This window comes from Yoonia sp. SS1-5 (assembly GCF_038443705.2).
Taxonomy (GTDB): domain Bacteria; phylum Pseudomonadota; class Alphaproteobacteria; order Rhodobacterales; family Rhodobacteraceae; genus Yoonia; species Yoonia rhodophyticola.
The window spans coordinates 3183347-3209156 of the sequence record NZ_CP151767.2 but is presented as its reverse complement, the minus strand read 5'-3'; the positions used below and the strand labels follow the sequence as shown (position 1 = coordinate 3209156).

The following is a 25810-nucleotide window of genomic DNA, read 5'->3' as shown; positions in this document are numbered from 1 at the left end:
CCCGCTTACAGGATCGGGCGGCGGCGCGGTGCCAGATCATCCAGCATGGCGATCTTTGCCAGACCGGCCAGGTCGTTTACGCGCAGCACACCGTCGGACCAGTGGGCCAATTGCCGTTGCCGCAATCGACCAAGTGTCTTGTTTGTATGAACCAATGACAACCCGAGGGCATCGGCCAGGTCCTGCTGTTTGAACGGAAATTTCATCTGCCCATCCGTCTCGAGGCCCAGCGACTGCCCGCGGATGAACACGCGCGCCAGCGCCCAGGCAACCGATTGCAATGCAGTCCGCTGACCCAATGTTGACAGCGCCTCGCCCAGGAAATGCTCTTCTACAGCGGCAAGCCAAGTCAGTGAAAACGCCCGCTCTGGCCGCTCTTTGAAAAAGCTCCATAATGCAGTGCGATCAAAAACGCAGAGCGTCATTTTGGTGGTCGCCTCAACAGAATGGCCCATTTCGCCCATGATGCCGGCCTGAAGGCCGATAAAATCACCGGGAAAAATCAAGCTGACAACCTGACGCGCGCCGTTGGGCAATAATTTGTAACGCAGACCCATGCCGTGCAGGGCTGTAAAAAGCTGGGGGCTGTTGGACCCTTCCATCAAGATCGGGGTTCCGGGGTCCACGACCAGTTCACCGACCTTGAAACGCTGCATAAAACGCACGTCTTCGGCGGACATGTCTTCAAACACATCGCGGCGGCGTAACGGACAATTCTCGCATTTCGTCGCCAATTTACTGCTCCCTCCTATGTCATAGATTATAGCACGGCCACCGGATAGCCATTAGATAAAGGTTAACGGTTGAATGAGGATATCGTGGAACGCACTTTCATTGTCATTGAACCAGACCCCATCGTGAGCATGGATTTGGCGGGCACATTGAAAACCGTGTTCCCCAAAAGTGACCTTTCGATTGTGACATCCGTCCCGCAGGCGCGCCGTCTTGTGATCAGTGATCAAGCGTTGATCTGCGTCCTGATCAACAGCAAGCTCGTCGTCCCAACTGATCTCGCGTTCCTGCAATCACTGGTCGCTGGTGGCGGCCACGTGATGTGTCTGGGGGAGCCGGTAGACGCCGGCTTCCCCACGATGTCTGTCAGTGTGCCGTTTACGGCAGATATGATTGTCGAGGCGGTGCTTAATGTCGGGTCTGATCCGACTGCGCCCCCGCTTGAAGGCCATACATAAACGCCTGCAAGATCGGTGGACCGTCTGCGGCGGCCTGTGGCTGATGCACGGGCTGGTCCGCCGCGGTTTCAGAGCGCACGCCGATGCCGATCATGATCAGGCCTATTCCCAAATAGATGGCGGCGATGATCGTGGCCGTCATCTGCATGCTCACAATCGGCACCAGCGCCAACCAACCCGCGAGGGTCAGAAACCCGGCACCCACCGTGCATAGCAGCAGGCCTCCGGTCAGGAGCCCTGCGCGCTTTGCGGTCTTGGCCGCCTTTTTCCGGATGCCGAACATCCTATTTCCGCGTGCTCATAATGCCGACGAGGAAACCAAGACCGGCTGCAACGCCCAGCGCGGTTGCCGGTTGATTGCGGATAAAGTCATTTGCCTGACCCTGCAGTTCCATCGCCTGCAGTTTCGCGGTTTCGGCTTGGTCGGCCACGTGATCGCGTGCGTCGGACAATTTTGCTTTGGTCGCAGAGACGGCGGCGTCACTTTTCGATTTGCCAATCTCGGCGATAGTCTGCGTCAACTGGCCAAGATCTTTCTGCAAAATCTCGATTTGTTTCGCGAGATCTTCGCTGGATGGGTTTGCCGTCTTTCCGTTCAGTGCTTTGGTCGATGCAGCCATGATAGCCTCCTTTATTGCTTGTTGATAACCCAACGACCGGCGACGCAGATCGTTCCATGCCAAGCGGTGAATATTATTCGGAACCAAGTGGAGAGTGGCGTGTTTTATTGCCAGACCGCGTCAAAGATCGAGGGCGCAAAACGCTATAACGGAGATCTTCAATGCTACACTACGCTATCGTATTCTTTATCGTCGCGCTGATCGCGGCAGTCTTTGGATTTGGTGGGATCGCATCCGCATCGGCGGGCATCGCGCAAATCCTGTTCTTTATCTTCCTGGTACTGTTTGTGGTGACACTGATCATGCGCGCAGTCCGAAGCTAACGACCGATGTCCCCGCAGGATTGTCGTGAGACCAGCATCAGATTGCCGGATCGCGCCAATCCCTGCATTCCCTCGTAGCCCCGCACGCACCAACCGCGTGCGGGGCTATTTTTTATTTCAGCGTCTCGGTTGACGCAAAGAACATCGCCTGACTGACAGCCGATTGCACCTGCGCCTCGTGGAATGGTTTCGAGATCAGAAAGGCCGGTTCAGGCCGATCACCGGTCAACAACCGCTCAGGGAAGGCGGTGATGAAGATCACCGGCACATCCATCATCTCAAGCAGGTCGTTGACCGCGTCGATGCCGGATGAGTTATCCGCCAGCTGGATGTCCGCCAGGATCAGATCTGCGCCGCTCTCATTGCCAAGCGCGACCGCCTCTTTATGGGTGCGGGCCACGCCAGTTACCTCATGTCCCAAGCCGCTAACAATTGCGGTCAGGTCGGCGGCGATAATCGGTTCATCCTCGATAATCATGACCCGCCCGGTGACGCTTGTCGCCAATTCAGTGTTGGCAGCGCTGATCAGTCGGCGCACTTCATCTGCATCAGTATCCATGATCTTGGCGATATGATCGAGGCTGAACTCCTCAATCGTGCGCAGCAACAGCGCCTCGCGCGAGTTCGCTGTCAGCTTTGCCAGTAGCCCTTGCGCCCTGCCGCGCAAGCTGTCTTCGGGGTCGGCGAACTGCTGGCCGGATGTGACCCAGATCGCGTGGAAGCATTTGAAAAGGTTGACCTTGACCGGGTTGTCATTGTCGAACGGCGATCTGTCCTTCAAAATCGTCTCAAGCGTTGCAACCGTATATTTATCGCCGCGGGACTGCGAGCCGGTCAATGCTCTGGTATACCGCCGCAGATAGGGCAATTCCGCTGCAATGAGGTCGGAAAAGTTCGCCTCCGTTTCAGTCTGGTTCATTTTTTGACCTTTTTTTCTGTTATTTCGGGAACCAAACGCAGGGGGTCGCCGTTAGTTCCCATCGGGCTAAGTTATTTTTGATGAAATGAGGCAATCGGGCGACATGGCAAGCAACGACGATCCCAAAAAGGCGAAGATCGCTGAATATATTGACGAAAACCTCAAGCAGGTCTTTTCTGACCTCGAGAAGGACGAGATGCCGGATCAAATTGTTGATCTGCTGGCCGTGCTGCGAGCGCAGGACGAAGAGTTGAAGGCGAAGAAATGAGCGCGCTCGACCCAAAAGACGAGCTGGTGACACATCTGCCAGCGTTGCGCGCCTTTGCCCTCAGCCTGACCCGCAATCGTGCAACCGCCGACGACATGATGCAGGATACCGTGCTGAAAGCCTGGTCCAATATGGACAAGTTCAAGCCCGGCACCAACATGCGCGCCTGGTTGTTCACCATCCTGCGGAACAATTTCTATACCAGCCGCCGCAAGCTGAACCGCGAAGTGGCCGACGTGGACAATGCCTTTTCCGATCAGATGGCGGTCAAGCCCGACCATGACGGGCGGTTGCAGATGATGGATTTCAAACAGGCGTTTGACCAACTGCCCGACGAACATCGCGAAGCGCTGATCCTGGTTGGTGCCTCGGGCTTTTCGTATGATGACGCGGCAGAAATGTGCGGTGTTGCGACGGGCACGATGAAAAGCCGCGTCAACCGCGCGCGTAACAAACTAACGGAGTTGCTGGAACTTGATGCCGATGACGCCCTTGAACTGACCGACACCGCGACGCTTGCTGTCGTGGGCAACCCCGGAATTCCCTCTTCATGAAATACCTCGCGCTGAACGGTCTGTTGGTGCAGACCGTCTTGCTGATGACATTGGCGCTTTTTCCACTGGGCGCCGTCGCGATTTTCCAGACCAATCGCGTTGCCGTCGAAGCCGAGCGTGATGCAGAGCTTGCCTTGCTTGCCGTCACAGGCCGCGCGGCAAAGGCCGAAGAATTGATTATCGAGCGGGCCTTTGGCGTGGCCCAGTTTGTCGGGTCAATTGCCGGTGATTTCCTGGCCCAGCCCGAGACATGTGCCGCAAGGCTGGGTCCCTTTGTGCAAAACGACGATGCCTACAGCTTTATTGGGATATTGCCGCAATCCGGCCTGATGACATGTGCCTCGACCGGACAGACCTACGATTTTTCAGAATGGGACGACCTTGATCGCCGCATGGCGGCGCAGGAAAGGTCGATCACCGTTAATCTGGATGCGCCTGCCAGCGGTCAATCGGTGTTCATCGTCTCTGAACCGTTTACGATTGACGGGGCCTTTGCCGGGTTCATCAGCGTGTCTGTGCCGCATAACGGCTTGCCGGTCAGCACCGAAGAACTGACCGAGCTGGGGCTTGAGGAACTGATCACCTTCAGTCCCGAAGGTGACATTCTGACCGCCCGCACCGATATCAGCACCGCCGCTGGCGAGCTGCCATCCACCAGACCGCTGACGGGCTTTTCCGCAACCACCTCTACCGCTTTTCGGGCCACAAACCGCGACGGCATCCGCCGGACCTACACCGTTGTCCCGATCGAGGGCAGCCCAGCCTCTGTTATGGGGATCTGGCGCGCAAATGACGGGCTGGCCGGTCGTGTGGCCAATTTCATCCAGCCAGCACTGTTTCCGGTGCTCATGTGGGTCGCCAGTATGAGCGTCGCGATGTTGTCGATCTATACCCTTGTGATGCGGCATATCTCGCGCCTGCGCAAAGATATGGACGCATTTGCCGAAAACCGTACGGTTCCGGCAGAGGTCAACGCGACAGCCATGCCAAATGAATTCCTGTCGCTGAACACAAATTTCAGCAACATGGCGCAGGACATCATGCAAGATGAGGCCCGGCTGGAAGATACGTTGCGCGAAAAAAATGTGCTGATCAAAGAGGTGCATCATCGTGTCAAAAACAATCTGCAACTGATCTCGTCGATCATGAACATGCAAATCCGAGAGGCCCAGCACGACGAAACAAAATCCGTTCTGTCCCGCCTGCAGGACCGGATCATCAGCCTCGCCACGATCCACAAGGACCTGTATCAGTCGCAAAATGGCGGCATGGTCGATGCAGGCGCGCTGGTTGCTGACATTGTCGAAAAGACGCTGGAAATGGCCGTATCTGACCGCGATGCAATCACAGTGGAAACCAGTATTGACCCCGTCTTGCTGTTCCCCGATCAGGCGGTCCCCCTGTCCCTATTGGCGGCGGAAGGCATGACAAACGCGATGAAATATCTCAGCGTGTCATCGGCCGAAAAACCGTGGCTGCATGCGTCACTCCGGCAGACCGGCACATCCTGCACCTTGACCTTGGCCAACGCGATTGGTGGGACCACGTCAGCTGAAAGTACGGGGTTGGGTGCCCATCTGATCAACGCGTTCGGCATTCAGTTGGGTGGCAAGATCGACACTGAGCAGACCGCCGACAGCTACACCATGACTGTCCGGTTCGACATTGCAGAATTTGTACCGGACGCCGCAGACTACTAATGGCAACATAGGATGGGCAGGCGATTTGACATATTGCTGACCGCGCAAGAGGCATTCCCCGCCCTCGAGCAGCAGTTTCTGGCCGCCCGGACCGAGATCATCGCCAGTTTTCGCATCTTTGATCCGGACACGACCCTGCGTTCCGCTGCCGCGCAGCAGGTCGGTCGGACATGGTCGGATTTGATCGCGCATACGCTGGATCGCGGGGTCAAGGTGACGTTAACCATCAGTGACTTTGATCCGGTCATCCGCCCCGACAACCACCGCTATACCTGGACCTGTATTGCCAAGCTTCGGGCGGCGGCATCCGCATCGCAAAATCCCAGTCTGCTGGACGTCTCAGGGGCAATGCACCCTGCCCGGGTTGGCCTGCTGCCCCGTCTGTTCCTTTGGCCAAAGCTGATAAAGCAGCTTGGCAACGCGCTTGATGGATCAGAATCCTTGCACAACGTCCCCGGGCTTCGGGCGCTGACCAGATCAAAAGTGGGCGGACCTGCCCCGCGCCTCTTTCCGCCACCCCCGCTGGTCCCTGCGAGCCACCATCAGAAATTGGCCGTGTTTGATGACAACCGCCTCTATATCGGCGGTTTGGACCTGAATGAGCGGCGCTATGATACGCCCGATCACGCCCAAAGCGCGGAAGAGACCTGGCACGATGTTCAGGTGATCGTTGACGGCCCGGTTGTGCAGGAAGCGTCCGCACATCTGCGCAATTTTCAGGCGCAGACAGCCGGCAAACGACCAACGAAAACCACGCGCCTGCTGCGAACAATTTCGGCCAGGCGCAAGGTATCGCTGCCCTACCTGTCGCCCCGGAACGTGGTGCAGGAACTTGCGGATATGCACTACCGGCAGATTTCGCAGGCGCGCGACCTTATCTACCTCGAAAGCCAGTTCTTTCGTGATCGCAACCTGGCACGACACCTCGCCAAACGTCCGGCGAAAGCACCGGGGCTCAGCCTGATTGTGATCCTGCCCGTCGCTGCCGAAGACGCGGCATTTCAGGATGAACCGGCCAGCGATGTTGCCTATGGCGACTATTTGCAGACCAAGTGTATCGAAATCGTCCGGCGCGCCTTTGGTGATCGTGTGTTCATCGGGTCACCACTACAGCCCCGAACCACAACAGAAGATGGGCGCGCCACCGATCACGGCGCACCGTTGGTCTATCTGCATGCGAAAGTGTCTATTTTTGATGATCGCTGCGGTATCGTGTCGTCGGCCAATTTGAACGGGCGCAGTATGGGCTGGGATACCGAGGCCGGGATCGCAACCGAAACCACAGACGAGGTTGCCGAACTCAAACAACGGTGCTTTGCCCACTGGCTTGGCCCCAATGCGGATCCGGCATGCTTTGATACCAAAACGGCCTGCGATGCGTGGGCGGCTCATGCGGCCCGCAATGCCCAAACCGCGCCGGAAAAGCGGCAGGGGTTTATCCTGCCTCACTCTGCCGGTGCGGCAGCCTCGTTCGGGTATAACTTGCCGGGCGTGCCTGAGGAAATGGTGTGACCCGCCAGCCCCTTAAAGACTGCAAGGCACCAGATCAGCAACGGGATCGCGATGATCCCGCCAATCGGCCCCCACAGCCACAACCAGAACACCAATGACAGGAACACCATCAGCGGATTGACCGACAGGCTTCGGCCGACCAGTGCGGGCGTGACGAATTGCGCTTCTGTTGCATTGATCGCCAGATAGACCGCTGCAGGCAAAAAGCTGGCTGGCCCATCAAAGACGACGATGCCTGTCACCAGCAATGTCGCAATCAGGGTGATTGGCCCAAGATACAGAATATAGTTCAGGGCAAAGGCCAGAACCCCCCACAAGATGGGTGATGGCATGCCGATCACATACATGACCGCCGCAACCACAACACCAAGGCCAAGATTGATCGCACTGATTGTCAGAACGTAGCGGGCCACCTTTTGCGCGGCATAGCGTAACTCGTCCTCGCCAAAGCGTTTGAAGGTTGCACTAAACCAGTCATAGATATGATTGCGGGTCATCAGGAAGAAATACAGTGTCCCCGTGAACATAAAGAACTGGGCCGCAAATTGCGGCGCAAGAAACAGCGCATCCGTAATGGATGGCAGCGTCATGGTTTCCGCAGCTTCGGCATCGCTGCCATCTGGCTCAATCGCCTCGGCCACGTCTTCTGACATTTCCTCCAATCCGCGCAAGACGCGTTTGAATTCGTCAATTGTGGAACGCAGTTCATCCCAGATGATCGGCGCCTGGCTGATGACTTGGCTGACATAGGGTTCTGCAAGAACCACGAGCAGCGAGATGCACAGGATCGCCAGAAACACCGAAATGAACGCCGCCAATGCCGGTGGCAGTCGCAACCTGTCCCAAAGGTCGGATAAGGGCGTCAACACCACCCCCAACAGCAGTGCCGAAATGATCGGTGCAAACACGTCTTTTGCCTGATGCAGGACAGCAAAGACGGTCAAAGATGTCAGAATGACCAGACAGGTCGTGGTCAGCGCGCGGTGGTTCATGTGTAATCCCTTCGCCAACAAACGCAGGACCGCATCAAAGGTTCCACCGCTTTGTGGAACCAAATGATGGCCAACGCGTTGGGGACATGAACAAATGGAGAATAATATGTCCGCACCTGACACAAATCTTGACAAGCAAGCCCATCAGCACAGGGGTCCCATGCGCGGCATGAAGGCCGTTCTGGCCTTTGCAACAATCCTGTTCGTTGGATTGATTGTTTGGACGACATACAAGGCGGATAATCCCGCCGCGACGACGCCCGCCGAACTGATCGGTGGTACTGAATAGATTGCCGGGGCGCGGGCATTGAACGCCCGCTAAAGCAACCAAAGAATGACGCCGGTGGCCATGGCCCCGGCGGTCAGAATACACGCAACGATCCGCATATTGGCCACTGACTGCGCCTGCGCATCATGTGCATCCATCCGTGCTTGCGTCTTTTGACACTTGCGCACCGCGGCCCAGAAAATCAAAATTCCGCATAGAATGAATATTTCCGCGACAATCTTTGCGACCCATGGATAATCCGTTGTCCCAAAGACAGCCTTTAGACCCAGCGCCAAAGCGACACAGGCCATGCCGGTCCGCATCCAGGCTGCGAATGTGCGTTCGTTCGCCAGCATGGTCCGATCTTCGGCCCAATCGGTTCGCGTATTGGCAAGCTCTTGCGACGACGCATCTTGGTCTGTTCTTGCATCAGCCATGGGCGTATCTCCTTTCGAGAAACGAAAACGGGGTGCGCACATCTCTGCACGCACCCCGTCGAAACGCATATACTGTTTACGCGAGGCTTTGACGCGATCGCGGGCCAGCAACCAGCCAGATGATGAAGCCGACAACCGGCAAAACCAGTACCAATAGGGTCCATAGAACCTTGCCGCCTGTTGATGCGCCAGATCCCAAAATCGAGATGATCGCCCAGATGTTCAGGGCGAGAATAATAATTCCGCCGATACCTGCATATTCCATGATGGATCACTCCTGTTCCTATGTTCACCAGACAAACACCCGAGACCGCAATTAGTTCCACGCGCGTTTTCGTCATTGGTGAAGTTGGGGGTGGCAGTTGCGACTATTGTCCCAACGCTGCAACGATGCAGACTGTTAGCGGGCGGGACAAGTTAGGTGGTAACACAGGGAGCGTCAGACCCCGTAAGCGACCACATGGATCAGGGCGGCGCCCAAAGGGCGTCAGGATTTCGCGGCATCCAGACGCTTTTTCAATTTCTCTTTTTCCCTGCGAAGCGCCTCGATCTGGTTCAGCTCACCCTCGCGCTCCTGACGGGATTGTTCCAGATTGTCGCGCCAGAATTTGATTTCGGCGTTCATCAGCTCTTGTTGCTTGGCGCTGCCAAAGCGCCAAATCAACCAGCCCAGAAGCAGCCCGAGCACAAATGTGCCTGTCATGTAGATGATTACTTGGGTCATGGGATCAGACATGATGGTATCCAAATGGTAGTGGGCTAGCGGGGCTGCCAGTCAAAGGTAATACGGCGGTTCTGGGCGCGACCATCGCTGGTGTCGTTATCGGCGATTGGGGTCGTCTCTCCGAAACCGACGGCGCGCATCGCCGCCGCTGGAACACCGCCTGCTTCGAGGAAGTTCAAAACAGCACGGGCGCGTTCCTCGCTTAGGGTCTGGTTGCTGAGTTCGCCACCCTGGCTATCGGTGTGCCCGCCAATCTGAACCACCAGATTGGCATCAGCACAATCGCGGGCGGGATCAATCAACGCCTCAAGCATCGGGACAGACTCTGCGGATATCGTCGCGGTACCCCGATCAAAGGTCAGCTTTTGATCTGCAAATATCGCCTGCGTTTGCGCCGTACAGCTGGAAATGGTGGGCCTGTCCGCGCCGTCAGCAATGGCACGCAGTTCTGCGATACTGTCGTCACGCTCTGTGATGGCGCTGGTCAGTTCGGCGATTTGCGATTGCAAGGTCGCGATTTCATCTTCGGCTTCGGTGGCCTGGGCTGTCATCGCGGCAAGCGCCTCGGCCTGCTGGCCAGCCTCCTCGGTCAACGAGGCAATACGACCGCCTGCGGCCTCAAGCGCGCTATTGGTCTCGTCAATACGGGTCTGCATTTCGGCCAGTTCAGCATCTGACGCCGGGGCGTCCTGCGCTGCGGCATTGTCCGTGCTTGCGGCGCTTTCAGCCAATGCTGCAGCGTCTGCAACCGCTGTGGCGAGTTCCGCGTCAAGCGCTTCGACCTTTTGCTGTTCTTCGGCAAGACTTTCGGTCAGCGCTGTTTTCTCGGCCTCGGCGGCTGCCAGCAGCTCTTCCACACCGGTCTTTTCCAGCGTCAGTTCCGCCACTTGTGCGGACAAGGCAGACAATTCCGCATTCAATGATCCGACTTCTTCATTCAACGCGGTGTTTGCATCCGACAGGTTTTGGACAGCGGGTGCTGTATTATCAAGCTCGGTCAAAGCCGCCTGACGTTCCTGATCAAGACGATCCCGGTCGGCGGTCAGGGCGGCGATCTGATCGGCCAAATCCTGGTTGGCAGCCTCCAGATCGGTGATTTGATTGATAAGTGGCTCTGTTTCTGCCGCAACAGCCGCATCTATATCTTCGGCATTGGTGGCGGAGGTTTCGGAACTTGATGCCAATTGATCGGTGAGTTCCAGATTGGCAGCTTCAAGATCAGCAATCTGCTGCAGCAGCGGTTCGGTTTCCGCGGCAATGGCAGCGGACTGCGCCGCGGCGCCGTCGGTTTCACTTGATGCAATCTGGTCGATCAAGTCCTGATTGGCGGCCTCAAGGTCAGCGATTTGTTGCGTCAGCGGTGCCGTTTCAGCCGCAATGGCGGCATCCAGCTGTTCATCGCCCAGCGCCCCGTTGGCTGCAATCTGGTCGGTAAGCTCCTGATTGGCAGCCTCAAGGTCAGCAATTTGTTGCGTCAGCGGTGCTGTTTCTGCCGCAATGGCGGCATCCAGCTCTTCATCGCTTAGCGTCACATTGGCTGCAATCTGGTCGGTCAGGTCCTGCTTTGTCGCCTCAAGATCGGCGATCTGCTGCAGCAGTGGGGCAGTTTCCGCGGCGACGGCTGCGTTGATATCATCTTCGCTGGGGGCCTGTGCCGCGACACTCACGGCAACCTGGTTTTCAATACCTGCAGGGATCGACCGGGCGGCACCAAGATATGCCAACGCCGTCAAAAGCACCACTGCCGCAATGAGTGCCAACCTCATCTTCTTACTCCCAGTTCCAAATCACTTTCGGGGCAAACAATACCCGCCCGTCCCGACATCAATCATCTGCCATCGCGATCAGCTTGAGGCAATACAATACTTGATATGCCGGAAACCAACGAAACGTCGCATCACTGGAGCAAAACCGGGCATCCTGTCAATGCCCGGTCCATTGTTTAGGTCATATCGGACCGGATCAGCTTATTGTGGAATAACCAGCGTCTGCCCGACACGGATACGATCCGGAGAGTTCAGAGAATCGCGGTTCGCGTTGAAAATCCGGATATAGTCCTGGGTTGTGCCATAGAAGGTCAGCGAAATCGCGGCCAGACTGTCGCCAGCAACAACTTCGTAGAACTGGTCTTGCAGCTCTTCCTCTGCGCCATCCGCCTCGGCAGCCTGGGCCTCTGTGCCTGTGGCATCGACTTCTTCGGACTTCGCAACAAGCGAGGCCAGCAATGTGCGTGTATCCACGTCGCCAGTTGTCGTCCGCATTGCGTCCGGCACCTCAATCTGGCCATTATCTGCCGCTTCGACAATCAAAGCCTCAAGATATGCGTCGGATTGTCCCTCGGACAGGGCCTGCTCGACCAGGCCGCGCAACGCATCGGTTTCGACCTCGGCGGTCTCAACAGGTTCGGGGGCCTGCCCGGTGATGCTGGCAAGAACGTTGGATGTCAGGCTGCGCAACTCATCGTCGCTGTCTGACTGCGCATAGGCAGGGCCAGCCAAGGCAAGCGCGATGGTCGGGATGGTCAGAAATTTGTACATATGATTGATCCTTAGCCGTTTTGCGCTGTTGTCAGGCCAAGCAACAGCCACAGCTGCATACCACCGCGATAGTAGCGGATCTTCTCGGCTGGGTATCCGGCGCTCAGCAAATTCTGGATCGCGCGGGGGGATTGGTCACACCATGGGCCGTTGCAGGAAAGTAACAGGTCTGTGGCAGCCGAGTAGTCCCAGTTATCGCCGGATTTCACGCCGCCAAGGGCCTGCAGAATTTCATCGCGATACTGGTTGGTCGGCTCAAGCGCGGTAAAGGGAATGTTGATCGCGCTGGGGATCGTGCCCTTTTCGAACCAGGACGGGATACGCGAGTCGACCAGCAGACCGGTGCCTTCCTCGACATAGTTGTCGATGAAGTCGATCAGTTCGATTTCGCCGACGGTTTCAACGCCTTCGCCACCGGACATTGGATGAATGCAGAAAGGTGGGCAGGCGCGTGATGTCTTGGCAAAGCCGGGTTCGATGACGGCATCGGCATCCTGATTACGTTCAATCAGGATATTTTGCCCGTTCACGGCAAACTCTGCCCGGGTCATATCTGGCGTGATTGCAACATCCTGTGCGTGAACGGCAGCGGCCAGAAAACAAGCGCAGGCCGTAAGGGTCGAAAACATTTTCATAACGGTTTCCTCGGTAAATGAGTCGTTTCAGACATGCCCCCACATAACGAGACCATGCAGGGGATTAAAAAGCCCGCCTAGTCACGCAGTAGGGCGAAAATGTTACAATCCACCGGCACCATTTGGATAGAATGTACGATTTCCGGTGCGACGTTGCGTCGAAGACACCGTTACCGCCCGCCGTATTTTGATCTACGACGGGCGGCTTTGTCCTGCTGATATCGTTCGGGGGCCTTAATAGCCTACATTTGCGATGGTCCGATGATACTGTGGCGTTTCGATTTCGGCGAGGACAGCGATGGCGAAGTCTTCGGCGCTGATATTGCTCATCCCGCCGTCAGCATTGGTCACGATTTGCCGACCGGCCAGCCGGAACTGCCCGGTTCGTTCGCCGGGCGCAATCATCCCACCCGGTGCGATCACCGTAAAATCAATGTCTTCTTTGACCAGCGTACCATAGGCGCGACGCATGGCTTGCGCCTCTGGAAGGATCTCTTCGGGAATGAAATTCACCACCGGCGTGCCATCAGGCATATGCAAGGACGCCGCCCCGCCAACCATGACAATCCGCTTGTCCGTTGCCTGATGCGCGGCGATCAAGGCATCGGTGAATGCTGCCGCATCCTTCAAGGCGTCCCCGCTGTTGCGCGGGCTGACCGCCGAGACGATAACGTCAGCCGAACGGGCCTGTGCGATGACAGCATCGGTGTCGTTGATATCAAGCCCAACCGGCGTGACATGCGCCTGCGCTGCAATCTTTTCGGGCGACCGGGCTGCGGCGGTGACGCTGTGTCCGCGCGCAACCGCTTCGTTCAGGATGCGGCTACCAACCATGCCAGTAGCACCAATCAAGAGAATATTCATTTTCGTTTACCTTTCAGAGGGGATTTATCGAACAAGAGACGCAACATCTTCGGGGCGTCCGTAGAAGGCGCTGTGATCAATTTGGGAGATGGTATCGCCTACGGTTTTCAGAACGGTCGGCACACCTTGCGAGCCGACCTGCGCCATCAGGCTTTCTGCCTTGCGCGTCGTCACCGCGGCGCGGGCAGCCAGATCAGCAGACCCCAACTGGTCTGCTTGGTCCGCTGGCACATCCTCGGCGCGCAGGGCTGCCACAACAGCGTCGCGATCAGCGGCAGAGACGCCGTCAATATAGCGGGCCTTTTCCAACCGTTGGCGCAGGGCGAATTCCTTGGCCGGGCCTTGAGCATGCACAAGTGCTGCGGCCTGCGCAGTATAATGCGAGGCAAGGATTTCGGTGTCGGACAGGACCACGTTCTTTTTGTAGACGTCGCTGAATTCCTGCCCGGTCAATGCATGGATACGGGCATCGGCCTTGAGGACAAGCGCGCCTTTGCCCTCGCTCATCCGGTAGGCGAGCGGGCCTTGAAACAAGTGGCGGTGCAAGACTTCGACATCGGCGCCAGTTGCGACCAATGCATCAAAAACGGGCGCGGCGCCGTAGCACCAGCCGCAATAGGTGTCGTAAATAATCGTGAATTTCGGATCGGACATCGGGGGGCTCCTTGCTGTTGATCTGCAAGTTAGGCGGCGGCCTGCGTCAGTTAAACGAAAGAAGGATTGAATGACTGTCAGCTTTTGGCTAACAGACGGCCATGGATATTCGCTATAACCTGAACCGGCTTGCCTACTTTGTGGCCACCGTCGATGCGGGCACGATCACGGCGGCGGCCACACAGCTGGGCATCAGCAAGGCGGTTGTCAGCAAACAGCTGCAAATCCTGGAACAGGAAATCGGCACACCATTGTTGTTGCGAAATACGCGGCACCTGCGCCCGACGGATGCGGGGCTTGCGTTTTTCAAAGATGCCAAGGCGGCCCTGACGCAGGCCAACAACGCCTATGAACGGGTGCTGGACCGGGATCAAAAACCAAAAGGGCGCATTCGGGTCACCGCGCCGGTTGATTACGGGGTGTCCCATGTCGCCCCGTTTGTGGCCCGCTTTCAGCAGGTCTATCCTGACGTCACCGTTGATCTGTTTCTGAACGACATGCGCGTCGATCTGATCGAGGAACGATATGATGTCGGCTTTCGTATCGGCTGGCTGAAGGATTCCAGTAATCTGGCGCGGAAACTGCGCGACTTTGAAGAGGTGGCCGTCTGCACACCGCGAACACGCGATAAAATCGGGGCTATCTCCCCGCGTGACCTGATTGACGTGCCATTTGTTCTGAGCCACGCATTGGATGGCCAGGCAGAATGGACATTCTCGAAGGTTGATCAGACTGAGACCATCACCGTCAACGGGGTCACGCAGTTGAACATCACCCTGGCGATGCGCGCCTATTTGATGGAAAGCACCGCCTTTTCAGTCCTGCCCGATTTCATGGTCGAAGATGATCTGGCCGAAGGCAGGCTTGTCCAGCTGCTGCCCGACTGGTCAATGCGCAAAGGCGGTATTTTCACCGTGACCCCGCCGGGACAGGTGCGATCCAACGCGCTAAAGCGGTTCTTGGAGATGGGCCATACAGAAGTTGGGCAGCTTCGCTGACACTGTCAGCAAAAAGCTGACAGTCTTTCAGGTTTTCTTCTATTTCGCGGACAATCACAGATCCGTAGGCTTTGTCATGCAATCGCATTGACCATAGGAAGGCCGCCTGCATGAAACTTTATGGACACCCACTTTCCGGAAACGCACATCGCGCTTTGACCCTGCTCAGCATTCTGGGTGTGGATCATGAAAGCATTGTTGTGAACCTGCCCGCAGGTGAGCATAAACAACCCGATTTTCTGGCCATGAACCCATTGGGCCAGGTCCCCGTGCTGGTTGATGGTGACGTGACATTGCGCGATTCAACCGCGATCCTGATCTATCTGGCACGCAAGTTCGACACGGCTAATTATTGGCTGCCAACCGACGCAAAGGGCAATGCGCAAGTGCAGGAATGGCTGTCCACGGCCGTCAACGAAATCATGCAAGGGCCATTTGTCGTCCGTGCCATCAAGATGTTCGGCGCCCCTGCCGATCTTGATGCGGCCAAGGCAAAATCCGACGCGCTGTTTACAGACCTGTTCGAGCCGCACCTGACCGGCCGCGACTGGTTGGTTGGCGACCATGCGACCCTGGCTGATCTGGCCTGCTATAGCTACATCGCGCGGATCACCGATGGCGACTACGCGCTGGATGCATACCCTGCAATCAACGCATGGCTGGCCCGCGTCGAAGCGATCGACGGTTTTGCGCCCATGGTTGTTGGTGCAGACTTCTTCGCGTCGCTCAAGTCCGAATAGGAGTTCGCGCCATGGCACTTTCAGGTTGGGATCGGGCGACATCGCCCTATCATGCAGGCGAGCAAGAGCTGCATGACAGGCTGGGCCGCAAGGACCACCAGACCAACGTGGCGCGCAACATTCATCGTCCCTACATGCCTGAACAGCATCGGGACTTCTTTGCCCAACTGCCCCTGATCTTTGCGGGCAGTGTGGATAAAAACGGCTGGCCCTGGGCCTCTGTCCTGTTTGGCCAGCCGGGTTTTCTGAAAACACCAACCGACCGTCTGCTGCAACTAGGTGCAGCGCAGATCAAGGGTGATCCGTTCTGGGTCAACGCAAGACCCGGCGCATCCGTCGGTTTTGTCGGGATCGAGCTTCCGACACGCCGGCGCAACCGGATGAACGGTATTGTCCGTGGCGATGGCACACAGATTTCGGTGGACGTTGTCCAGTCATATGGCAACTGCCCGCAATATATTCATACCCGCGATGTCAGCTTTCACCGCGACCCGACAACCGACACCGCCCCCGAGATTGATCGGTTTACTGACCTGCCCGCGGATGTCGCCGCCGTAATCACCGCGGCGGACACGCTTTTTGTGGCCAGCCACAATGACCGCGATGACCAGCGTGACACCGGCGGTGTGGATGTCAGCCATCGGGGCGGAAACCCCGGATTTGTCAAAGTCGATGTAAACACACTGACCATTCCGGAATATATCGGGAACTTCGCCTTCAACACGCTTGGAAACTTCCTGGTCAACCCCAAGGCCGGACTTCTGTTTGTCGATTTCACAACCGGCGATCTGATCCAGTTGGTCGGTACAGTCGCATTGATGTGGGAACCCGATGACGAGATCCGGTCCTTCAAAGGGGCCGAGCGCGCGTGGCGTTTCCACCTTGACCACGGACAAGTGCTGCGGGCCGCCGCCCCCATGACATGGGAGGCACGCGAGCCATCGCCAAACGCACTTTTGACCGGCGACTGGACCCAGGCTGCACAGACCCGGCAATTAGAGGCAGATCGGGCCGCTTGGCGCCCTTTCAAGGTCACGAAGATCACCGATGAAAGCAGCGTGATCCGGTCATTCTATCTGGAGCCTGACGACGGCAAGGTGTTGATGCCCTACCAACCCGGCCAGTTCCTCACGATCAGGGTTGCACCGGATAGTTCTGAAAGCCCGCTGACCCGGACCTACACACTTTCCTCTGCCCCTTCGGACGCGACCTACCGGATTTCGGTCAAACGCGACGGCGCCGTGTCGCAGCATTTGCACGATAACATCAAGGTCGGCGACATCATCGACACCCGCGCACCCAAAGGCGCGTTCTGGATGGATATGGATGAAAAGCGTCCAGCCGTTCTATTGGCTGGCGGCGTCGGGATCACGCCGATGATTTCCATGGCTCGCGCGGCCCTGAGTAACGCAGTGGCGCGTCGCCATCACCGCCCCCTTACCGTTGTGCATGCGGCACAGACAACCGAACAACGCGCCTTTGCCGCTGAATTCAGCGCGTTTCAACAGGCCAGCCAAGGCGCGTTGCGCTACGTGTCAGTGATCTCATCCCCGAAGCCCGAGGAGGTCGCCGGGCAGGAATTTCACGTTGCAGGTCGGGTCACGCCGGAATTGTTGCAGTCACTTTTGCCGCTGGCTGATTACGATTTCTTCCTCTGCGGTCCCCCCGCATTCATGCAAGCGACCTATGACATGCTGATTGCACTTGGCGTGCGGGATGCACGCATCTTTGCGGAAAGCTTTGGCCCCGCCGCCCTGACCCGAACAGGCGCGGGCGCGCCGCCGCCGGCGACGGACGCCGCCGAAGAAGCTGTGGTGACGTTTGCCGCATCCGGGGTCGAACAGGGCTGGCGCACTGGCGACGGGACGTTGCTGGAATTCGCCGAAGCCCACGGGATGACCCCTGCTTTCGGGTGCCGCAGCGGATCGTGTGGCAGTTGTGCGTGCAAGATCAAATCCGGCAAAGTCAGCTATTCAAAAACACCCGATTTTGAACCCGAGGATGGGCAGGTTCTGTTGTGCTGCGCGGTCCCGGGGAAGTCGGAAGACCCACTTATTCTCGATGTCTAAAGCGTTATGCGAAAAACTAGAATCACGTAACGCTGCCTGAAATCAAAGATTTCAACGCGTTACGTGATGCTCGATGTATCAGGTATTTCGTCAAACGCTGTAGGGTCAGAACGCATTCAGATGGCCTGTCTGATTTGCTGGGAAAGCAGGGTCGTAAATTCCTTTTCCGGAACAGGCGGGCTAAGCGCAAAGCCCTGCAACGCATCACAATCAACATCCTGGATGGCCGCGATATGAAGCCCGGTCTGCAGCCCTTCAAGCACAACGCCTGCGCCTTCCAGTCGGGCAATCTTTGACAGATGCTGCAGTGTCTGACGTTGGCGTTCGCGCCGTGTGATCGGCGTCACCAAACAGCGATCAATCTTGATCCAGTCCGGCCTGATCGCCTGAAGCGCCACAACTGACGAGTGTCCAGAGCCAAAATCATCAAGATCAATACTGATCCCAAGACCGCGCAGCGCCTCAAGCGTATCAAGATGTGCCCGCGACAGGTTGTCGATAAAGGCCGTTTCCAGCAACTCGAATGCAATCAGATGATGGGGTCCAAGAAGGGACTGGACCTGATCAACAAGACCGCGACTTGCCAGACGGTCCAGTGATATGTTCAGCGCGATTTTGGGAAAGCGGATGTCGGCATCATACCAGCGGGTCTGCTGGGCAATGACATGTTTGAACACATATTCGTCGACCACCGCGGATAGACCGGTTGCCTCGGCCAGAGGCATGAAGGCGTCGGGCAGCAAGAGCCCACGTTTGGGGCAGTGCCAGCGCACCAACGCCTCTGCCCCGATGATCTGCAGGTCCTGCGCATCATATTGAGGCTGATAATAACAGGTGATTTCGTCGCTCGATATGGCGTCCAAAAGCTCTTGCCGGGCGTTTGCCTCGGCCTTGACCTGCGTTTTGACGGCCTCGGAATAAAAGCGGTAGCACCCCCGGCCAGCCTGCTTGGCGGCATAAAGGGCGGTATCGGCATTGATGAAAATTTCGGCCCGATTGGCCAATGGGCCCTTGCCAATCGCGCAGCCAATGCTGACCCCAAAGGCACAACTGCGCCCTTCAAAGGTGATGGGCGCCTCCAGCGCTTTCATGATCTCGCCCGACAAGGCGGCCATATTGTCGACTGTGGCATCTTTTGTGATCAGGACGACAAATTCGTCCCCGCCAATGCGGCAGACCAGCCCGGCATCGGCGATGATCGGTTTGATCGTCTTGGCGACATGCGCCAAAACCGCATCCCCCGCCGCGTGACCCAGCGTGTCATTGATCTCTTTGAAATGGTCGAGATCCAGATGCATGACCCCATAGACCCGGTCATCCTCAATCGCTGCAAACAGGGCATCGGTATGTTCGTCCAGCAACCGGCGGTTGGCGAGGCCGGTCAAGGCGTCATGCCGCGAGTCATATTCAAGCTGCACGCGCGCTCCTTCCAGCTGGGCGCTGCGGCGGTAATCCTCGGTCACGTCGATATTGACCCCGATCAGGCGTCCCTTGGTCTTGGGTGAGGCGACAGTTGTTGCGAGGCTGCGAATGTGGCGGACACCGCCATCCGGGCGCACGATCCGATAATCGCGCTTGAAGTCAAGGCCGTGGCGTTGGCAATAGTCGGAATATGCCAGGGTCTCCTCCAGATCATCGGGATGCAGGTGGGTTTCCCACGCCTCGCCCGAACGGTCGTTGCAACCGTCTTCGATACCGTACATTTCCAGCATGCGGTCGTCCCAATGGACGCTCTGCGAGCTGGGATCAAACTCCCAGATCCCGATACCTGACGCCTCCATGGCGAGTTGCAGTTTTCGCGTCAGCCTTTGCAGATCATCGTCGCGTTGCTTGACGGATGTGATATCCGTATCGGTCCCGACGATACGGCCGGGTCTGCCCTGATCGTCAAACTCTACAACATTGGCGCGGCAAAGGATCCATACCCAGCTGCCATCCGCGTGTTTGCGGCGATACTGAATGTTGATGCTGCTGGTATCGCCCCGCGCCTGACCCTGAAAGACATTCCGCAGATGCGGACGGTCATCGGGATGGACTGTTTCCATCCAGTCATCCGTGAGGGCCGTGATTTCCTCGTCCGGTCCGATCCCGCGCATCCGACGCCACGCATTCGACACCACAAATTTCTTTGTGGCTGTATCATAGTCCCAGACCCCCTGATCGAGATGTTCCATCAGGTATTGCAGGCGCAGGTCTTCCTGCGATCTGGCGTGATCGGCCTGGCAAACAACACCCAGCCATTGACCATCCTTTATGACCGGATCGAATAGAACCGGCTGGGCCATGTCAGAAAGCAACAATGTCGCACCAAGTGGGTCCGTAAACTCTTGCTGTTCGGCGCGGGCCTGAAACAGCTTATACGCGGCCCAGTCATTCTCGCTAAGCAGCGTTTCAATACATTCCCCCGCAAGTTCAGCCCGCCGCAGGCCCAGACGCTGCGCGAGCGCGTCATTGGCGCACAGCATATACCCCCGCTTGTCCAGGAAGGCCGCAGGGCTTTTCAGCAACGAAACGATATCCTCGTAGTCGCCTGTTTCGCTGGCTGAGGCGATCTGCAATGTTACATTCCCCTCTGACTGGGATGGTTGTCTGTCCACGGCGCACAGTTCATCAATTGATCGTAAAGGGCTTTGGTTACAAAAGTGGAAATCTGCCACCAGCGTAGCGCGCGCAACCAAAGCGTGCAATCACTGAGATACCCATCAAAGAAGGTGATTTTGCGACGCTGCAATCCCTGCTGGCTTCAGATCCGATTATGACAGTTTTCCAATAGGCTTCCTGAACGCTACGCACCCGCAGGCACGTAGCCAAGCCCGTAGCAATACGGTGCAATCAGCGATCTACCGCCGATACCCTCTGCGCGTGTTTGCCGCCTAAATTCAGCAAAATTGAGACGTCCCCGAGTAAATGAACGGATGGCTTCTTAGTAGGAACGACCGAATACGGGGGAATAAATGACATACCGGCACAACAACAACGGCGGTGGCCATTCACATAAGTGGATGGGGCAGGACAGTCATTATTCAGGGCGGTCGTGGGGAAATACACACCACGATAACGATGGTCACTGGGGCAAGCCCGGACATCGTGATGTCGGCCATTGGGGTCGGGACTGGATGGATTTCAGCCACCCGGATTTTGAATGCCCTCCCTGCGACGGGCCCGACGCCGTCAAGATCGACTTTGAAGAATTCCGGCGCGGTGAGAAAATTCAGAATATCGACGATTTTGTGACGATCGAAGTCCATCGCGCAACCCATTGTCACTATGGCAATCAGACGCTGATACCTGGCACCGGGATGATTTTTGACACGGGTCGGCCATCCGGCAGGGATTACGACCTGGCTCATAATCGCGAGGGCAAGGTTTTGATCATCTCAGAAGACAATGACAGCCACGACCCCGACGACAATCGGCATGGCGGGACCGTCAGTTTTGACTTCAAGTCACCTGTTTCGGTCACCGAACTGACCGTGATTGATACCGAAGAGGGCGGCAGCGTTGACCTATTTGACGCACATGGAAACCTGATCAAATCCATTGCACTGCCGCATACGCGTGATGGCGGGGTGAAACGTGTCCCGCTGGACACTGATGATGTGGCACACATGACGATTACGTTGCACGGGTCTGGTGCGATTGACGACATTTGCTATGTGCCACCGGCCCCCAGTGCGTCCGTCAGTGGTACGTTCTTCATTGATGAAAATGACAATGCGGTTCAGGACGCCTCGGATTCCGTTGTTGCAAACGCAAAGGTCAAGCTGCTGCTGGACGGGGTGGTCGTCGACCATACGCGGACAGATCACAGCGGCAATTACCGGTTTGATGATATCGCGCCGGGCGATGATTACGCGGTCGTCTTCGTGAACCGAGACAGCGCGCTGACATTTGTCGCAGGCGACGTGGATGACGACGATACGATTGATAGCGATGTCCTGTTTGAGACCAAGGCAGGCAATGGACGTACCGCGACATTTTCGTTGTCCGCTGATGAAGATATGCAGCATGTTGATGCGGGTCTTGTCGCCGCCAACGTGGCGCCGGTGGCCGCTGATGACGCTGCAACCATTTGCGCCGAAGAGACAGGCATCATCAACGTTCTGGCCAATGATACGGACGCGGATGATGGTGACAGCCTGGCCGTGACAGCCGTGAACGGCGTTGCCGTTGATATTGGCGACACCGTCACGCTTGATAGTGGCGCAACCGTCACTGTGAACGATGGCGGGGTTTTGTCATATGACAGCAATGCGCTTGTTGTTGACGGGGTGAGCGCAGCAGATCTGTTGATCGGAACCAGCGTCAGCGACAGTTTCACCTATACCGTGTCCGACGGGCGCGGCGGCACCGACGACGCCACCGTCACAATGACAGTTGATGGCGCGCGCAACACCTTGCCGGATATTTTCAATTCGCTGCCGGACACCGCAATGGTGGTCCAAGGCGGTATGTCGATCAAAAACGGCTACTCATCCCGCGTCGATGAAACAGGGGATGCGCGTTTCGACGGTATCCGGTTCGAGGCGGCATATTGCATCGAACGAGACGAAGCATTCATTCCCAATATTGATGTTGCCATGAACGTCTATGGTGGCGTGGCCGGCGAATTTGACGCGAGCCTGTTCTCAAATGATTTTGTCGAAAACCTCGACGCGATCAATTGGTTGTTGAACCAGGATTTCACCGCGAAAAATAACGGCGACACGACAGGCGCGGGCGCCGGGCAGAATTATACCGAAATCGAAATCCAGCATGCCATCTGGGGGCTGACTGACGACAATTCTGAATTGATGATGCCAGAAGCGGTTGGCGGTCACTACAACGGAACGCAGGAAAACATTGATACACTGCTTGCCCTTGCCCACGCCAATGGCGAGGGCTTTGTGCCGGGCGATGGCGATATGGTCACGATCATCCTCGACCCGATCCAGGCACAGGCAAATGCACCCGTCAAATATCGGAAGGAAGACAGCGACTATGACCTGGCCTCAATCCTCGTCATTCCCTTCGAAGATCTCAGCCTGATCTGCTGATGGACCGGCCGCAATTGATCCGACCGTCCCACAACGGGGCAGATCACGCAGCACTACTCAGCATACCACGTAGTTTTGCGGTCGCTTCTCAGTAGTTACCCCGTTCGCCGTTGGGCAGAACAAGCACCTAAGATCGTCGTCAGAACATACCAAAGGACACCTTAGCCATGGTGAATATCAGCGCCACTCACGCAACATCCGCCGGATCGGGGTCATTTGCAGATCGCCCCCGACAACCCCTTGGGCGCCCCGCATCCGTTTTGCGTGGGCTGGGTTTGTCTGTGCTGGTGGGGACACTGGGCGCCTGCGCCTCGGGCGCCGACCCGGAACAAAGCCTGTCGTCCAAGCAGGTTGCGCCCTCGCCGCTGATTCAGTCGGCCTTTCGCGAACCGCACCAGGATGGGACGTTTGCCAGACTGGGCATCACCGAAGCAACCGCCACCGAGTATTCCTACGAGACGTCGGATGGTCTGGATATTCCTACGTGATCGGCGCCATGGGCGACACCGGCTATGCCGCGTTTTCCGGCATTCTACCGGCGAGCCAGGTCAGCACGCCACCGACAAGCGGCAGCGTGGTCTATGATGCCAGTTTCGTTGTCAGCGCCTTCGTGGATGTATCGCAGGAAGGCGGCCAATCGACCGCTGTCAGCGGTGTTGGGAATAACGGGGACATCACGCTTGTCGCTGATTTCGCCGACCAGACCCTGACCGGTGCGACGGAGCAGTTTGAAGTCGACGGTCTCATCGGGGGATCCGGAAGCGAGCTGGGCGGCACCGTGCGCTGGCTGGATATCGAAGGGCAACGGACAGGTTTGATCGGCAGCGATCAGGTTGTTGGGGCATTCCACGGGAGCAGCGACAGCGTGGTCTTCGCGGGCGGTTTGGTTGGCTCTGCAACACCGCCCCAAAACTGAACGAAACCACCACTCACGGCCCTCACAGGGCGGACCCGCCCACAATACAAGAGAACACCATGCACAAGATACTGACAACGCCCCTCCTCGTCGCGTGCCTTGCGGCACCATCATTGGCCCATGCCGGGGGGTTGGCCGATACGATTGTCGAGACCCCGCCCGTCGTGGTCGAACAGGCCCAGGCAAATTCAAACTGGGTGCTTCCGGCCCTGGCCCTGTTGGTGGTCGCGGCATTGGCATCCTCGGGTGGCTCAGCCGGAAATGATGAACCGGCCATTTCTGCGACAATCAGCAACGTAAAATAGGCTGGGGTTAGCCGAAACTGGCCTATTGCGGCGTACGCCCGTGAAAAGCCAGGCGTTTCATTTAGGCTCGCTGCCACAAGACGTGAGATAAGAAACATCTCTTTTGCAGCTTGATCAAAATAGACAGGGTGGACATGTCTTGAGGAATGAGACCTCGCAAACAACACGGGACGGCCTGACCGGCACTGGCGTTATGCGCTAGGGTCAGAACCCATTCATTCCACGAACGCACGGATGCGACAGGCAATGGCGGGTTTCACCGTCCGGAAAACAAAATAACCTGCCAGAACGGAAATGCCGCCGAACGGACGAACCGCAATCGACCGGACCTCCCCATGACCGTGCTACGACACCTTGCCACCCGCAAGATACGGACTTAAGCCTGACAGATGGCGTCCCTGCTTTCCCTGAATGTCGTTAACACAGATGGGCATTTGTTATGTCCGGTTTGTGGTTTTCCCGGGTTTTCCAAGTTTCCGGCCTATTCAAAACGGGGTGGCGAAATTAGCATGGCAATCTGCCCATGCTGTCTTTGGGAGCCGGGTTTCGATGATTTCCAGCCCAGTTCGAAGCCGACCAAAGACAACATCCTTCAGTCCGTCATCGCATATCGGCAGCGTTGGTCCGTCACCAAGCAATGGCAGGGCCAGCGATACTTGCGGCCTCAGGGTTTTGATGCTGAGGAACAGATCATCAATTTGGAACGCATCGCCCCCGAACTTTTTTGACACCAGCTGGCGTTGCGACCGACTCATCCGCTATCGCGGCTGCATCCGTTAACAGCTACCGAAAATTCGGCGCACGTTTTTCAAGGAATGCGCTCATGCCCTCTTTCTGGGCCGCTGATCCGTATAAGGCATGATACATCTGCCGCTCAAAACGTATGCCGGCGCTCAGCGGGCTTTGCTCTGCTTCCCTGACGCACGCGGTGGCCATCATCGCGATATCCTTCGGCGCCTTGGCAATCCGGGTTGCGATTTCTGTCGCTGTGGGCGCCAGATCGGCAACCGGGACGACCCGACTGACAAGACCCATGCGCAAGGCTTCGTCAGCATCAATCATGCGGCCGGTCAGGATCATGTCCATTGCACAGGCACGACCAACCAGCCGCGTCAGGCGCTGGGTCCCGCCAATGCCGGGGATGCAGCCGATCTTGATCTCGGGTTGTCCAAAACGCGCGGTATCCGCGGCGATGATCACATCGCACATCATCGCAAGTTCGCACCCGCCGCCCAGGGCATAGCCCTCGACGGCGGCAAGTTTCGGGGTCCGCAGTGCCGCAAACCGATCCCATCCGGCGAAAAAGTCGCTTGCATACATGCTGGCGTAATCCTGCACCATCAATTCGGCGATATCAGCACCGGCCGCAAACGCCCGGTCATTGCCCGTCAGGACAATGCACCCGATATCAGGATCGGCATCATGTCCAGACGCACAATCAAGGACCTCTTCCATCACTTGCGTGTTCAGCGCATTCAGTGTGTCGGGCCGATTCAGTTGAATGGTCAGGACCCGGTCAGCAACCGATGTGACAATCGTCTGATACATC

Annotated in this window: 29 protein-coding genes; 14 read left to right on the top strand and 15 right to left on the bottom strand. The window is 57.1% G+C overall.

Features of this window, described 5'->3' with window-relative positions; translation table 11 throughout:
* Positions 1-5 precede the first annotated feature (5 nt).
* Entirely contained in the window at positions 6-734 is a 729-nt protein-coding gene (locus AABB31_RS17255; RefSeq protein ID WP_342076971.1) for a Crp/Fnr family transcriptional regulator, read from the bottom strand.
* A gap of 84 nt (positions 735-818) precedes the next feature.
* Between AABB31_RS17255 and AABB31_RS17250 the strand changes: the two genes are divergently transcribed.
* The gene (locus AABB31_RS17250) at positions 819-1190 is read left to right on the top strand and encodes a hypothetical protein (protein WP_342076972.1); all 372 of its coding nucleotides are present in this window, start codon (positions 819-821) and stop codon (positions 1188-1190) included.
* Here the strand turns inward: AABB31_RS17250 and AABB31_RS17245 are convergent.
* Positions 1141-1473 carry a phage holin family protein gene (locus AABB31_RS17245; RefSeq protein ID WP_342076973.1) on the bottom strand — a complete coding sequence of 111 codons (333 nt, stop codon included), beginning with the start codon at positions 1471-1473 and terminating at the stop codon, positions 1141-1143. The genes AABB31_RS17250 and AABB31_RS17245 overlap by 50 nt on opposite strands.
* Before the next feature lies 1 nt (position 1474).
* A complete protein-coding gene (locus tag AABB31_RS17240) occupies positions 1475-1810 on the bottom strand; it encodes a DUF883 domain-containing protein (RefSeq protein ID WP_342076974.1) in 336 nt (111 codons plus the stop codon).
* A 161-nt stretch (positions 1811-1971) separates the two neighbouring features.
* On the opposite strand from AABB31_RS17240, the gene AABB31_RS17235 reads away from it, so the two are divergent.
* The gene (locus AABB31_RS17235) at positions 1972-2133 is read left to right on the top strand and encodes a DUF1328 domain-containing protein (RefSeq protein ID WP_342076975.1); all 162 of its coding nucleotides are present in this window, start codon (positions 1972-1974) and stop codon (positions 2131-2133) included.
* A 112-nt stretch (positions 2134-2245) separates the two neighbouring features.
* On the opposite strand, the gene AABB31_RS17230 is transcribed toward AABB31_RS17235, so the two are convergent.
* Entirely contained in the window at positions 2246-3052 is an 807-nt protein-coding gene (locus tag AABB31_RS17230) for a response regulator (protein ID WP_342076976.1), read from the bottom strand.
* 103 nt (positions 3053-3155) lie between these two features.
* Here AABB31_RS17230 and AABB31_RS17225 point away from each other — a divergent pair, with 103 nt between their 5' ends.
* The 4 genes from AABB31_RS17225 to AABB31_RS17210 are packed head-to-tail and all read left to right on the top strand — an operon-like array spanning position 3156 to position 7086.
* Positions 3156-3320 (top strand): NepR family anti-sigma factor, encoded by a 165-nt coding sequence (locus AABB31_RS17225; protein ID WP_342076977.1) that lies wholly within the window; start codon positions 3156-3158, stop codon positions 3318-3320.
* Positions 3317-3874 carry an RNA polymerase sigma factor gene (locus AABB31_RS17220; RefSeq protein WP_342076978.1) on the top strand — a complete coding sequence of 186 codons (558 nt, stop codon included), beginning with the start codon at positions 3317-3319 and terminating at the stop codon, positions 3872-3874. Before AABB31_RS17225 ends, AABB31_RS17220 begins: the two co-directional genes overlap by 4 nt.
* Positions 3871-5574 carry a sensor histidine kinase gene (locus AABB31_RS17215; protein ID WP_342076979.1) on the top strand — a complete coding sequence of 568 codons (1704 nt, stop codon included), beginning with the start codon at positions 3871-3873 and terminating at the stop codon, positions 5572-5574. Before AABB31_RS17220 ends, AABB31_RS17215 begins: the two co-directional genes overlap by 4 nt.
* A 12-nt stretch (positions 5575-5586) precedes the next feature.
* The gene (locus AABB31_RS17210; protein ID WP_342076980.1) at positions 5587-7086 is read left to right on the top strand and encodes a phospholipase D family protein; all 1500 of its coding nucleotides are present in this window, start codon (positions 5587-5589) and stop codon (positions 7084-7086) included.
* Here AABB31_RS17210 and AABB31_RS17205 read toward each other — a convergent pair.
* Entirely contained in the window at positions 7020-8078 is a 1059-nt protein-coding gene (locus tag AABB31_RS17205) for an AI-2E family transporter (protein ID WP_342076981.1), read from the bottom strand. The two genes, AABB31_RS17210 and AABB31_RS17205, sit on opposite strands and share 67 nt — an antisense overlap.
* 106 nt (positions 8079-8184) lie before the next feature.
* Between AABB31_RS17205 and AABB31_RS17200 the strand changes: the two genes are divergently transcribed.
* Positions 8185-8367: a hypothetical protein gene (locus AABB31_RS17200; protein WP_342076982.1), complete on the top strand. Its 183-nt coding sequence runs from the start codon at positions 8185-8187 to the stop codon at positions 8365-8367.
* 29 nt (positions 8368-8396) lie between these two features.
* On the opposite strand, the gene AABB31_RS17195 is transcribed toward AABB31_RS17200, so the two are convergent.
* From AABB31_RS17195 to AABB31_RS17160, 8 genes are all read right to left on the bottom strand, one after another.
* On the bottom strand, positions 8397-8783 hold the full coding sequence (locus tag AABB31_RS17195) for a DUF202 domain-containing protein (RefSeq protein WP_342076983.1): 387 nt from the start codon (positions 8781-8783) through the stop codon (positions 8397-8399).
* A 76-nt stretch (positions 8784-8859) separates the two neighbouring features.
* On the bottom strand, positions 8860-9048 hold the full coding sequence (locus AABB31_RS17190) for a PLDc N-terminal domain-containing protein (RefSeq protein WP_342076984.1): 189 nt from the start codon (positions 9046-9048) through the stop codon (positions 8860-8862).
* A 222-nt stretch (positions 9049-9270) separates the two neighbouring features.
* A complete protein-coding gene (locus AABB31_RS17185) occupies positions 9271-9519 on the bottom strand; it encodes a hypothetical protein (protein ID WP_373635061.1) in 249 nt (82 codons plus the stop codon).
* 23 nt (positions 9520-9542) lie between these two features.
* Positions 9543-11273, bottom strand: coding sequence for an OmpA family protein (locus AABB31_RS17180; RefSeq protein ID WP_342076986.1), 1731 nt, complete (start codon positions 11271-11273; stop codon positions 9543-9545).
* Positions 11274-11474: 201 nt separating this feature from the next.
* Positions 11475-12044, bottom strand: coding sequence for a LysM peptidoglycan-binding domain-containing protein (locus tag AABB31_RS17175; RefSeq protein WP_342076987.1), 570 nt, complete (start codon positions 12042-12044; stop codon positions 11475-11477).
* 11 nt (positions 12045-12055) lie between these two features.
* Positions 12056-12679 (bottom strand): rhodanese-like domain-containing protein, encoded by a 624-nt coding sequence (locus tag AABB31_RS17170; RefSeq protein ID WP_342076988.1) that lies wholly within the window; start codon positions 12677-12679, stop codon positions 12056-12058.
* A 234-nt stretch (positions 12680-12913) separates the two neighbouring features.
* On the bottom strand, positions 12914-13543 hold the full coding sequence (locus tag AABB31_RS17165) for an NAD(P)H-binding protein (RefSeq protein ID WP_342076989.1): 630 nt from the start codon (positions 13541-13543) through the stop codon (positions 12914-12916).
* A gap of 24 nt (positions 13544-13567) precedes the next feature.
* A complete protein-coding gene (locus AABB31_RS17160; protein WP_342076990.1) occupies positions 13568-14197 on the bottom strand; it encodes a DsbA family protein in 630 nt (209 codons plus the stop codon).
* Between the two features lie 101 nt (positions 14198-14298).
* Between AABB31_RS17160 and AABB31_RS17155 the strand changes: the two genes are divergently transcribed.
* The 3 genes from AABB31_RS17155 to AABB31_RS17145 all read left to right on the top strand — a co-directional run bounded on the left by AABB31_RS17155 (position 14299) and on the right by AABB31_RS17145 (position 18004).
* Complete coding sequence (locus AABB31_RS17155) at positions 14299-15195, top strand: LysR family transcriptional regulator (protein WP_342076991.1); 897 nt, start codon at positions 14299-14301, stop codon at positions 15193-15195.
* Positions 15196-15305: 110 nt separating this feature from the next.
* The gene (locus AABB31_RS17150) at positions 15306-15935 is read left to right on the top strand and encodes a glutathione S-transferase family protein (RefSeq protein ID WP_342076992.1); all 630 of its coding nucleotides are present in this window, start codon (positions 15306-15308) and stop codon (positions 15933-15935) included.
* Between the two features lie 11 nt (positions 15936-15946).
* On the top strand, positions 15947-18004 hold the full coding sequence (locus tag AABB31_RS17145; protein WP_342076993.1) for a pyridoxamine 5'-phosphate oxidase family protein: 2058 nt from the start codon (positions 15947-15949) through the stop codon (positions 18002-18004).
* A gap of 116 nt (positions 18005-18120) precedes the next feature.
* Here the strand turns inward: AABB31_RS17145 and AABB31_RS17140 are convergent, their stop codons facing one another.
* Positions 18121-20601: an EAL domain-containing protein gene (locus tag AABB31_RS17140; RefSeq protein WP_342076994.1), complete on the bottom strand. Its 2481-nt coding sequence runs from the start codon at positions 20599-20601 to the stop codon at positions 18121-18123.
* A gap of 357 nt (positions 20602-20958) precedes the next feature.
* On the opposite strand from AABB31_RS17140, the gene AABB31_RS17135 reads away from it, so the two are divergent.
* From AABB31_RS17135 to AABB31_RS17120, 4 genes are all read left to right on the top strand, one after another.
* Positions 20959-23040 carry an SdrD B-like domain-containing protein gene (locus AABB31_RS17135; protein WP_342076995.1) on the top strand — a complete coding sequence of 694 codons (2082 nt, stop codon included), beginning with the start codon at positions 20959-20961 and terminating at the stop codon, positions 23038-23040.
* A 167-nt stretch (positions 23041-23207) separates the two neighbouring features.
* A complete protein-coding gene (locus AABB31_RS17130; RefSeq protein ID WP_342076996.1) occupies positions 23208-23528 on the top strand; it encodes a hypothetical protein in 321 nt (106 codons plus the stop codon).
* A complete protein-coding gene (locus AABB31_RS17125) occupies positions 23525-23956 on the top strand; it encodes a hypothetical protein (protein ID WP_342076997.1) in 432 nt (143 codons plus the stop codon). Before AABB31_RS17130 ends, AABB31_RS17125 begins: the two co-directional genes overlap by 4 nt.
* 59 nt (positions 23957-24015) lie before the next feature.
* On the top strand, positions 24016-24261 hold the full coding sequence (locus AABB31_RS17120) for a hypothetical protein (protein ID WP_373635060.1): 246 nt from the start codon (positions 24016-24018) through the stop codon (positions 24259-24261).
* A gap of 783 nt (positions 24262-25044) precedes the next feature.
* Here AABB31_RS17120 and AABB31_RS17115 read toward each other — a convergent pair.
* A complete protein-coding gene (locus tag AABB31_RS17115; RefSeq protein WP_342077000.1) occupies positions 25045-25809 on the bottom strand; it encodes an enoyl-CoA hydratase-related protein in 765 nt (254 codons plus the stop codon).
* Position 25810: the final 1 nt, after the last annotated feature.

What these genes read in the sequence shown, in the direction of transcription:
- AABB31_RS17170 (WP_342076988.1), bottom strand. Translation starts at nt 12,679, where the DNA reads ATGAAAATGTTTTCGACCCTTACGGCCTGCGCTTGTTTTCTGGCCGCT.
- AABB31_RS17210 (WP_342076980.1), top strand. Translation starts at nt 5,587, where the DNA reads ATGGGCAGGCGATTTGACATATTGCTGACCGCGCAAGAGGCATTCCCC.
- AABB31_RS17135 (WP_342076995.1), top strand. Translation starts at nt 20,959, where the DNA reads ATGACATACCGGCACAACAACAACGGCGGTGGCCATTCACATAAGTGG.
- AABB31_RS17245 (WP_342076973.1), bottom strand. Translation starts at nt 1,473, where the DNA reads ATGTTCGGCATCCGGAAAAAGGCGGCCAAGACCGCAAAGCGCGCAGGG.
- AABB31_RS17230 (WP_342076976.1), bottom strand. Translation starts at nt 3,052, where the DNA reads ATGAACCAGACTGAAACGGAGGCGAACTTTTCCGACCTCATTGCAGCG.
- AABB31_RS17180 (WP_342076986.1), bottom strand. Translation starts at nt 11,273, where the DNA reads ATGAGGTTGGCACTCATTGCGGCAGTGGTGCTTTTGACGGCGTTGGCA.
- AABB31_RS17155 (WP_342076991.1), top strand. Translation starts at nt 14,299, where the DNA reads ATGGATATTCGCTATAACCTGAACCGGCTTGCCTACTTTGTGGCCACC.
- AABB31_RS17205 (WP_342076981.1), bottom strand. Translation starts at nt 8,078, where the DNA reads ATGAACCACCGCGCGCTGACCACGACCTGTCTGGTCATTCTGACATCT.
- AABB31_RS17130 (WP_342076996.1), top strand. Translation starts at nt 23,208, where the DNA reads ATGGTGAATATCAGCGCCACTCACGCAACATCCGCCGGATCGGGGTCA.
- AABB31_RS17150 (WP_342076992.1), top strand. Translation starts at nt 15,306, where the DNA reads ATGAAACTTTATGGACACCCACTTTCCGGAAACGCACATCGCGCTTTG.
- AABB31_RS17185 (WP_373635061.1), bottom strand. Translation starts at nt 9,519, where the DNA reads ATGTCTGATCCCATGACCCAAGTAATCATCTACATGACAGGCACATTT.
- AABB31_RS17225 (WP_342076977.1), top strand. Translation starts at nt 3,156, where the DNA reads ATGGCAAGCAACGACGATCCCAAAAAGGCGAAGATCGCTGAATATATT.
- AABB31_RS17190 (WP_342076984.1), bottom strand. Translation starts at nt 9,048, where the DNA reads ATGGAATATGCAGGTATCGGCGGAATTATTATTCTCGCCCTGAACATC.
- AABB31_RS17120 (WP_373635060.1), top strand. Translation starts at nt 24,016, where the DNA reads ATGCACAAGATACTGACAACGCCCCTCCTCGTCGCGTGCCTTGCGGCA.
- AABB31_RS17195 (WP_342076983.1), bottom strand. Translation starts at nt 8,783, where the DNA reads ATGGCTGATGCAAGAACAGACCAAGATGCGTCGTCGCAAGAGCTTGCC.
- AABB31_RS17220 (WP_342076978.1), top strand. Translation starts at nt 3,317, where the DNA reads ATGAGCGCGCTCGACCCAAAAGACGAGCTGGTGACACATCTGCCAGCG.
- AABB31_RS17240 (WP_342076974.1), bottom strand. Translation starts at nt 1,810, where the DNA reads ATGGCTGCATCGACCAAAGCACTGAACGGAAAGACGGCAAACCCATCC.
- AABB31_RS17145 (WP_342076993.1), top strand. Translation starts at nt 15,947, where the DNA reads ATGGCACTTTCAGGTTGGGATCGGGCGACATCGCCCTATCATGCAGGC.
- AABB31_RS17175 (WP_342076987.1), bottom strand. Translation starts at nt 12,044, where the DNA reads ATGTACAAATTTCTGACCATCCCGACCATCGCGCTTGCCTTGGCTGGC.
- AABB31_RS17160 (WP_342076990.1), bottom strand. Translation starts at nt 14,197, where the DNA reads ATGTCCGATCCGAAATTCACGATTATTTACGACACCTATTGCGGCTGG.
- AABB31_RS17200 (WP_342076982.1), top strand. Translation starts at nt 8,185, where the DNA reads ATGTCCGCACCTGACACAAATCTTGACAAGCAAGCCCATCAGCACAGG.
- AABB31_RS17235 (WP_342076975.1), top strand. Translation starts at nt 1,972, where the DNA reads ATGCTACACTACGCTATCGTATTCTTTATCGTCGCGCTGATCGCGGCA.
- AABB31_RS17115 (WP_342077000.1), bottom strand. Translation starts at nt 25,809, where the DNA reads ATGTATCAGACGATTGTCACATCGGTTGCTGACCGGGTCCTGACCATT.
- AABB31_RS17215 (WP_342076979.1), top strand. Translation starts at nt 3,871, where the DNA reads ATGAAATACCTCGCGCTGAACGGTCTGTTGGTGCAGACCGTCTTGCTG.
- AABB31_RS17165 (WP_342076989.1), bottom strand. Translation starts at nt 13,543, where the DNA reads ATGAATATTCTCTTGATTGGTGCTACTGGCATGGTTGGTAGCCGCATC.